Annotated in this window: 9 protein-coding genes; 2 read left to right on the forward strand and 7 right to left on the reverse strand. The window is 70.9% G+C overall.

What is annotated here, in order from left to right:
* Positions 1 to 111: 111 nt before the first annotated feature.
* A complete protein-coding gene (locus ACV530_RS17695; RefSeq protein ID WP_494333460.1) occupies positions 112 to 1,692 on the reverse strand; it encodes a serine/threonine-protein kinase in 1,581 nt (526 codons plus the stop codon).
* Between the two features lie 162 nt (positions 1,693 to 1,854).
* Between ACV530_RS17695 and ACV530_RS17700 the strand changes: the two genes are divergently transcribed.
* Both ACV530_RS17700 and ACV530_RS17705 read left to right on the forward strand, forming a co-directional pair.
* Positions 1,855 to 3,222 carry a PspC domain-containing protein gene (locus tag ACV530_RS17700; RefSeq protein ID WP_494333461.1) on the forward strand — a complete coding sequence of 456 codons (1,368 nt, stop codon included), beginning with the start codon at positions 1,855 to 1,857 and terminating at the stop codon, positions 3,220 to 3,222.
* On the forward strand, positions 3,209 to 3,466 hold the full coding sequence (locus tag ACV530_RS17705; protein WP_494333462.1) for a hypothetical protein: 258 nt from the start codon (positions 3,209 to 3,211) through the stop codon (positions 3,464 to 3,466). Before ACV530_RS17700 ends, ACV530_RS17705 begins: the two co-directional genes overlap by 14 nt.
* Positions 3,467 to 3,479: 13 nt before the next feature.
* On the opposite strand, the gene ACV530_RS17710 is transcribed toward ACV530_RS17705, so the two are convergent.
* The 6 genes from ACV530_RS17710 to ACV530_RS17735 all read right to left on the reverse strand — a co-directional run.
* Entirely contained in the window at positions 3,480 to 3,980 is a 501-nt protein-coding gene (locus tag ACV530_RS17710; protein WP_494333463.1) for a DoxX family membrane protein, read from the reverse strand.
* A 166-nt stretch (positions 3,981 to 4,146) separates the two neighbouring features.
* A complete protein-coding gene (locus tag ACV530_RS17715; RefSeq protein ID WP_494333464.1) occupies positions 4,147 to 5,154 on the reverse strand; it encodes a L,D-transpeptidase in 1,008 nt (335 codons plus the stop codon).
* Between the two features lie 136 nt (positions 5,155 to 5,290).
* Entirely contained in the window at positions 5,291 to 6,100 is an 810-nt protein-coding gene (locus ACV530_RS17720) for a class II aldolase/adducin family protein (protein WP_494333465.1), read from the reverse strand.
* Between the two features lie 79 nt (positions 6,101 to 6,179).
* Positions 6,180 to 6,794 (reverse strand): Uma2 family endonuclease, encoded by a 615-nt coding sequence (locus ACV530_RS17725; RefSeq protein WP_494333466.1) that lies wholly within the window; start codon positions 6,792 to 6,794, stop codon positions 6,180 to 6,182.
* 93 nt (positions 6,795 to 6,887) lie between these two features.
* Complete coding sequence (locus ACV530_RS17730) at positions 6,888 to 7,745, reverse strand: alpha/beta fold hydrolase (protein ID WP_494333467.1); 858 nt, start codon at positions 7,743 to 7,745, stop codon at positions 6,888 to 6,890.
* Positions 7,746 to 7,880: 135 nt separating this feature from the next.
* A partial coding sequence (locus tag ACV530_RS17735; RefSeq protein ID WP_494333468.1) for a GMP synthase (glutamine-hydrolyzing) occupies positions 7,881 to 8,368 on the reverse strand: 488 nt, incomplete at its 5' end.

An 8,368-nucleotide genomic window follows, 5' to 3' on the forward strand; every position in this document is an offset into this window, starting at 1 on the left:
CACGCCCGGGCCCGCCACGGTATCGGGGTCGTCCCTGATCGGACCCGGGGTTACGGACCCCGATGCCCCCCGATGCCTTGATGCCCTGATGCCCCCTCAACCGTTGTCCCCTCACCGTCCGCGGGTGCGGAACCCGTCGCGGACCGCGTCGAAGACGGGCCGGTGGCGGTCCCAGTCGGCGCTGGGGGCGGACAGGTAGATGGCGTACTCGTCGCCGCCCTCGCGCCCGAAGCCCAGGTCGATGGCCCGGTACTCGCGGGCGCGACCGGTGAAGGTGAACTCCCAGACCGCCGCGGGCTCGCCGCGGTAAACGGTCGGCTGCAGCCGGCCCCGCCGGTAGCCGCGCACCTTGGTCCTGAGCTGTTCCTCCACGTCCTTCCAGTGCTCGACGTGGTCGGGGCCCGCGAAGTCCAGGACGTTGACCCGGATGCCCACGAGCCCGGTGGGGTCGACGTAGTTGACCTCGACCGCCGACTTCTCCTTGCGGGTCCAGCCCTTCGGCACGGGGAAGGAGACGCCGAGCCTGTCCTCCGTCGCCAGACGGTAGCCGTGGGGCACGGCGGGCGGCGCGGACCGCGTCGGGGAGGGCGTGGCGGACGGGGTCGCGCCGGGGCTGTTCTGGGGTGCGGCGTCGTCGTCCTTGCCGCCGTCCGGGGCCAGGACGAACGCGCCGACCGCGAGCGCGGCGGCGGTCGCGGTGGCCGCCACGGCCCACAGCACGCCGCGACGCCGTCGGCCGTCCGCGGGCCGCCCCACGGCGGCCTGCTCCCCCGGCCCGGACGCCGGCACGGTGACGGGCTCGGTCACGGGGGCGGTCACCGGGGCGGTTGCCGGCTCGGGGCGCGGCTGCGGCGGCGTCGCGAACGAGGCCGTATCGGGCTCGGCCGCGGGCTCGCGCAGGATCTGCTCGACCAGCTCGGCCGGAGGGCGCAGGTCCGGATCCTTGGCGAGCAGCGCCACGATCAGCCGGGACAGCGGTCCGGCCGACTTCGGCGGCTCCAGCGGATCCACCGCGATCGCGTACGCCGTCTCGACCGGGGTGTCCCGGTGGAAAGGGGTGTGCCCCTCCACCGCGCGGTACAGCGTGGCGCCGAGCGCCCACAGGTCCGCTGCCGGGCTGGGCTTGGCCCCCTTGACCCGCTCGGGCGCGATGTAGTCGATCGAGCCGACCATCTCGCCGGTCTTGGTCAGCGTCGAGCTGCCCACGGAGTAGGCGATACCGAAGTCGGTGAGCACGACCCGCCCGTCGTCGCCGAGCAGAACGTTGCCGGGCTTGACGTCGCGGTGCAGCACCCCGGCGGCATGGGCCGCGCGCAGCGCGGCGATCATGCCGCGCCCGACGCGGGCGGCCTCCTCCGGGGACAGGGGGCCCGTCTTGAGGACGTCGCCGAGTGTCGTGGAGGGCACGTACTCCATGACGATGCACGGGAGTCCGTCGTCGTCGGCGACGTCGTGGACGACGACCACGTTGGGGTGGCTGATCCGGGCCGCGCTGCGGGCCTCGCGGCGGGTGCGCTCGTAGAGGGTCGCGAGCTCGTCCTCGGCGACGCCGAGCGGGACGTGCAACTGCTTGACGGCGACCTGGCGGGCCAGCAGTTCGTCCTCGGCACGCCAGACGGTGCCCATACCGCCGCGGCCTATGCGCTCGAGGAGCCGGTACCGTCCGGCCAGCAGCCGACCGCTGTCTGACACCGCGCCCTCCGGTTTTCCGCTTTTCCGCCGCTTGTTTTCCGCCGCTTGTTCGAGCAGCCACCCTAACCGGGCCCTCCCTCAGGGGTGATCTCAGGTGATCTCAGGGAACGGCCAGGGTCGTCACGGATGCCGCACTCGTGTTCCGGTTGACACCATGTCCTCATGACCGATGCGCCCCCCGCCGACAGCCCGCCGCCCGCGGACGCTCCTCCCGACGCCCCCCGGGCCGCCGGGCCGCTGCTGCGGCGCAGCCGTGAGCACAAGGTGATCTCCGGCGTGTGCGGGGGGCTGGGGCGCTGCTTCGGCATCGACCCCGTGATCTTCCGGGTGGTCCTGGGCGTGCTGGCGGCCACCGGCGGGGTCGGGCTGATCGTGTACGGCTTCGCGTGGCTGCTCATCCCGCTGGAGGGCGAGGAGGAGAACGAGGGCCGCAAGCTGCTGTCGGGGCGGGTCGAGGGGCCGGGGCTGACGGCGGTGCTGTGCGCGCTGGTCGGCTGCGGGCTGTTCCTGTCGATGCTCAACAACAGCGGCGCCATGGCCTTCTCCCTGATGCTGTCGTTCGCGCTCATAGGCTCGGCCTACTGGTCGCGGCAGCGCCGCCTGACCGACGGCGAGGAGGCCTCGGCCGCCGCGCACGGGCTGCAGATGTCCCAGAAGCCGGACGCCCCGCCGGAGACCCTGGCACCGCCGCCGCCCGACGCCCCGTCCTGGTGGCGCGACCCGCTCGTCAAGGACGGCGCGCCTGCGGGTGCGGGCAGCGGCATGGGATACCTGTGGGGGCCGGAAGGAGGGTCGGAAAGGGTTCCGGCCGAAGGCCCGCACGACACGCGGACCGCCACCATGCCCAAGCAGCCCCAGCGGGTCCGTGACGGGCGGCAGCTCGGCGGCTGGACGGCGCTGCTGGCCCTCGCGGCCTTCTGGCTCAGCACCAGCCTGTACTGGCACGGCCGTCCGCTCGGCACCTCGCTGGAGATCGGCCTGGCCTGCGCGGTCGCCGTCTACGGCATCGGCATCGCCGTCAGCGCCTGGTACGGCCGCGTCGGCGGCGGCACGGTCGTCCTCGCCGTGCTGACCGCCGTGCTGATGACGGGCGCGGCCGCCCTGCCCAAGTCGGTCACCGCCGAGTGGACCAAGTCGACATGGCGGCCCACGAGCACGGCCGCCGTCCAGCCGGAGTACCGGATCGGCACGGGCTCCGGCGTGCTCGACCTGACCGCCCTGCCCTGGCCCCCCAGCTCCGGACCCCGCAGCTCCGGCCCCAACGCGCCGGTGGTCAGCGCGAGCGCCGAGGCGGGCGCGGGAGAGCTCAAGGTGGTCATCCCCGACGACGTCACGGCGGAGCTGACCGTCGAGGTCGGCCTGGGGTACGTCAGGCTGCCGGGCGCCCAGCCCGACGACGTCGACATCAAGACCGGCCAGCGCAAGCACGTGACCGTGCACCCGACCGCGGGGCACACCTCGCGCGGCACCCTGGACCTGCGGCTCAAGACCGGCCTCGGCCGGGTGGAGGTGCTCCGTGCAGCCCGATGAATCCCGCCGCCGTGCGGTCGGCCGTCATGAGTTCGAGCCCGGCAAGCTGGTCGTCGGCCTGGTGCTGCTGGGCGGTGGCCTGGCCTACCTCGCCGCGGCCCACGGCTGGTGGCGCTTCCCCTCCTATGTCCTGCTGCCCGCCCTGGCCGTCGGCTTCTGCCTCGCCGGTCTCGTCTCCTCGCTCGCCTACGCCATCCGCCGCCGGGCCCGGCGCACGGAACGGCCCACCGAGGACGTCCCTTAGCCGGTTAGCCGAATCAGCCGAACAGCCGCCTCTGCCGGGCACGCCCCCCGCGCCGCGCTCGCAGCGCGTCCACCGAGAGAAGGGGCGCGCCCGCGAGTATCAGCGGCAGCCACGCCATCAGATAGGCGAGGTCGTTGCCGTAGTAGTACGGGGTGGCCGTCCAGCTGACCGTCATCCACAGGCTGAGCGAGATCAGCGCCCCGCCGGCCGCCGCGAGCCGGGCGAACAGCCCGGCGAGGGTGCCGAGCCCGACCGCCACCTCGCCGATGGCCAAGGCGTACCCGAAGACGACGGGGCTCTTCAGGCCCAGGTCAACCAGACCCGGGATCGCCGCCGTGTCGCGCACCGAGCGCATCAGGTCCCCGAGCGACCCCGGCCCGCTGCCGGCGAGAAAAGCCGAATCCGTGAGCTTGTCGAGCCCCGCGTAGATGAACGTGACGCCGAGGAAGACGCGAAGCGGCAGCAAGGGATACCGCTTCAGGAGTGCCACAGCTGAAGCTGCGCTGCCTGACATACCGCCCACCGCCCTTCCCGCCCCCGGCTTCGTCCGGTTGTTCGCCTTGTTCGTCACACCCGACCATACGGAAAAGGTCCGATGCGCGCTCAGTGCTGTGGACAGCGGCCCGCTTGGGGAAAACGGCGTCACCCTCAGGCGGGACCTCAGCTGGCCTCAGCCGGCCTCAGCCGGTGCGGATGCCCAGGGCGCTGCCCGCCAGCCACTGCTCCCAGGTCAGGTTCCAGTCGCCGTAGCCGTTGCCGAAGTGGTCCATCGGCTTCCCGGAGCTCCCGGTGACCTGGACCACGTCCCCCTTGCGGCTCAGGCCGTACAGCCACTTGGCGTTCACCGTGGACATGCCGATGCAGCCGTGGCTGACGTTCTCCTTGCCGAACGCCTCCGCGTTGTCGGGGGCCGCGTGCACGAACTCGCCGCTGATCGTCTCGCGCATGCTGAAGTCGTACGCGCCGTAGAACCCGTCGGGGTGATTGCGCGGAATGCCGATGGAGCGCGAGTCCATGACGACCCGGCCCTCCTTGGCGAGGATCGTCTTGATCCCGTCCCGCGTCTTGTACTTCTTCTCGTCCCCGCCGCTGATCGGGATGGTGCGCAGCGTCTTGCCGTTGCGGGCGACGGTCAGCGTGTGGGCCTTGAGATCAACGGTGTTGGTCATCGAGTCGCCGATGGTGAAGGACAGTTTCCGGTCCCGGTCGCCCGCCACGCCCTCCGCGAGCTTCACCCCGGCGAGCCGGGCGTCGAGGGTCACCTTGGTGCCCGCGGGCCAGTACTTCTCGGGGCGGAAGTGCACGCGGGTGTCGCCCTTCGACTCGTTCCAGTGCCACGCCCCGGGCACCTTCGGCGAGGTGGAGACCTTCAGCCGCCCCTCGATCCCGGCCCGCAGTTCCTTGGACACCTTCTGCTGCTTGAAGACGATCGCGATGGGCTGCCCCACGCCGACGGTCTCGCCGTCGGACGGCGTGATCTCCGGACGTGCGGCCCTGGCCGCGTTCCGCAGCATGACGGCGGCCGGAGCGGGCTTCTCCGTGACGGCCGTGGAGGATGGCGACGACGGGGCCGACGGCGAGGCCGCCCCGGGCCGCCCCTCGGCCTCGGCGCCACCACCACATCCGGTGACGGCCAGGCCGGCCAGGGCCAGGGCGGCGGACAGCCCGATGCAACGGGACAGGCGCATGGTGCTGGTGCTCCTACGACGGTTCTGGTTCCGGGCAAGGACAAGCCGGGGCACAGTGCCCCAACCTCCCCAGGTAAATAGATGGCAAAGCGCCCCGGCCGGTTCCGTTCCGCACGGTTCCGTTTGCCCGATTCCGTCAGCTCAGCAGATCCGGCTCGCTGCGCGTGATCTGCTGATACAGCGGCTGGTAGTTGATCCACGCCACCAGGTCGTTGCCGAGCTGATCACGGGTGTGCTTCGCGTTCGCCGGCTCGATGGGCACCGGCTTCCCGGCCGCCTTCGCGACCAGCTGCACCTGGCAGGAACGTTCCATGGTGATGAACCACCACGCCGCCGCGTCGACGGAGTCCCCGACGGTCAGCAGCCCGTGATTGCGCAGGATCACGGCCTTGTGCGGACCGAGCGCGGTCGCTATCCGGCGGCCCTCCTCCTCGTCCACGACGACGCCCGTGTAGTCGTCGAAGAGCGCGTGGTCCTCGTAGAACGCGCACACGTCCTGCGTGATCGGCTCGAGCAGCTGCCCCAGCGCGGACAGAGCACGCCCGTAGGTCGAGTGACTGTGCGCGGCGGCCACGACGTCCGGGCGGGCCCGGTGGATCTGCGAATGGATCGCGAACGCGGCCTGGTTGACGTGGTGACGGCCCTCGACGACCTGCCCCTGGTGGTTCACCAGGATCAGATCGCTCACGGTGATGTGCTTGAACGACATCCCGAAGGGGTTGACCCAGAAGTGATCCGTGAACTCCGGGTCCCGCGCGGTGATATGGCCCGCCACCCCCTCCTCGAACCCGAACCGCCCGAACAGCCGCAGCGCCGCCGCGAGGCGCTGCTTGCGGTACATGCGCTCGTCCTCGACGGACTCGTGCACGGGCGGCATGGCGAACTGAAGCCGCTCGGTGGGGATGGGAACGGGCGGTACGGGCGCGGTCTGCGGCTGTTCGGACATCGACGGCTCTCCTCCGGCTGATCCGTGACTACGAACCGGAAGCTACCGCCGGGTACGAGCGGGGGCCAGGGGTGTGTGGTCAATTGCCCTTGCGCGGGCGCCTGTAGACAGCGGTGAGGTCGATCTCCATGTCGAAGGGGGCGGACAGCTTCAACTGCTCGTGATAGATGCCGACAAGGCCATACGCATGAGTGGCCGGATCCAACTCGTACGCGTAAACAACCGGCAGGCCGCCGTCACCCTCCTCCACCCGCCAGAAGTGCCGGATGCCGACGGCCGCGTACTTGCGCGGCTTGACTTCGCGATCACGTTGCTCCGAGTCTTCGGACACGACCTCCACAGCGAGGACGACGTCTTCAGGCGCGTACCAGGTCTGCTTCGGACCGATCACCGCATCGGCACGCACCACGAGGAGGTCGGGTTCCGGCCTGTCCCGTTTGCCGACCTTGATCGTCATCTCCCGAATGGCTTCCAGACCATCCGGCGCCTGTGTCCACAGCGCATTGTCCAGCAGTCGCATGGTCCACGTGTGAAAGTTGGTCTGCGGGCTCACGAAGACGAGACTCCCGTCGATCAGCTCCGTGTGCGGAGGAAGATTCGGAAGCCGATCAAGGTCGTCCGCAGTCCAGCCGCCCATGGGCGGACGGGCCCACTCGTAGTCCTCTTCAAGCCCGTACTCACGTGCGGCGCTCATGGTTGCTCCCATGCGACGGAGTCTCGCCTGTACGACCAGCCTACCGACCGCAAACCCCCACGCCGCCGCCCAAACGAACGAACGACTCCCCCGTCATTGACCCACCGCCCCCGCCAGCCCCCGCACGCACTCCCGTGCCACCGCGTGCCCCATGCCCGGCACCGTCACCAGCCGTGCCCCCGCGATCACTTGCGCCAGGTGCCGCGCATGCGCCGGCCCCCACACCGGGTCGGCCGGGGACTCGACGACCGTGACCGGCACCGTGGTGTGTGCCAGGGCCTCGGTGCGCACCAGGTCCGACTGGTCGGCACGGGCGTGTGCGGTCGGGGGGTCGTAGTGGCCGGTGTGCTCGATGATGCGGCGTTCGAGAGCGCGGAAGTCCTCCGCGTGGAAGGGGAGTTGATCGCCGCTGAGCAGACGCCAGTGCTCGACCCTGTGATCCAGCTCTGCCTCGAGTCCGTGGTCCTCCACCGGCCGCGACCAGAACTCCAGCAGGCGCGGGTCCGGACCCGGAAGTTCCGCCACCGGTATCCACGTCCCGTCGGCGTCGGTGTACGGGGCCTCGCTGATCGCGCACGTACCGAGGAGGGTGACGCCCGTCAGCCGCTCCGGGCGGTCGGCGAGGAGCAGTTGGGCCAGTACGCCGCCCATCGACATGCCGAACACATGCGCCCGTTCGACGCCGTACGCGTCGAGCACGGCGAGCGCGTCGTCGGCGAGGTCGGCGATGCGGTACGGGTGCTGGTCGAACGCCCAGGTCGAGCGGCCGGTGTCGCGGTGGTCGTAGCGGATCACGAAGTACCGCTCGGCGAGCGTGTCGACGAACTCCTCGGGCCAGGTGAGCCCGGACGAGTTCGCGCCCATGATCAGCAGCAGCGCCGGGGCGTCGGCCTCACCACGGGACTCGGTCCACAGGTCGACCCCAGGGGCGACGTTGACGGTGCGGTGCATAAGACAATCCCTCCCACGCAATGCGCAACGATACGTTTCGTCTCGCCTTTCGACCATACAACGACAACGCCGCCCCCTCAACCGTCTGAAGACGGTGAGAAGGCGGCGCGGCCAAGCGGGTTCAGGGAGTGAGGACTACTCCCACTCGATCGTCCCCGGCGGCTTGCTGGTCACGTCCAGCACCACACGGTTGACGTCGCGTACCTCGTTGGTGATCCGGGTGGAGATGCGTGCGAGCACGTCGTACGGCAGGCGAGACCAGTCGGCCGTCATGGCGTCCTCGGACGAGACCGGGCGCAGGACGATGGGGTGGCCGTAGGTGCGGCCGTCGCCCTGGACGCCGACGGAGCGGACGTCGGCGAGGAGGACGACCGGGCACTGCCAGATCTCGGCGTCGAGGCCGGCGGCGGTGAGTTCCGCGCGGGCGATGGCGTCGGCCTCGCGCAGGAGGTCCAGACGCTCGCGCGTGACCTCACCGACGATCCGGATACCCAGGCCCGGGCCGGGGAAGGGCTGGCGCTGGACGATCTCATCGGGCAGGCCGAGCTCCTGGCCGACCATGCGCACCTCGTCCTTGAACAGGTGCCGCAGCGGCTCGACGAGCTTGAACTCCAGGTCCTCGG

The organism is Streptomyces sp. SX-6 (genome assembly GCF_059089585.1).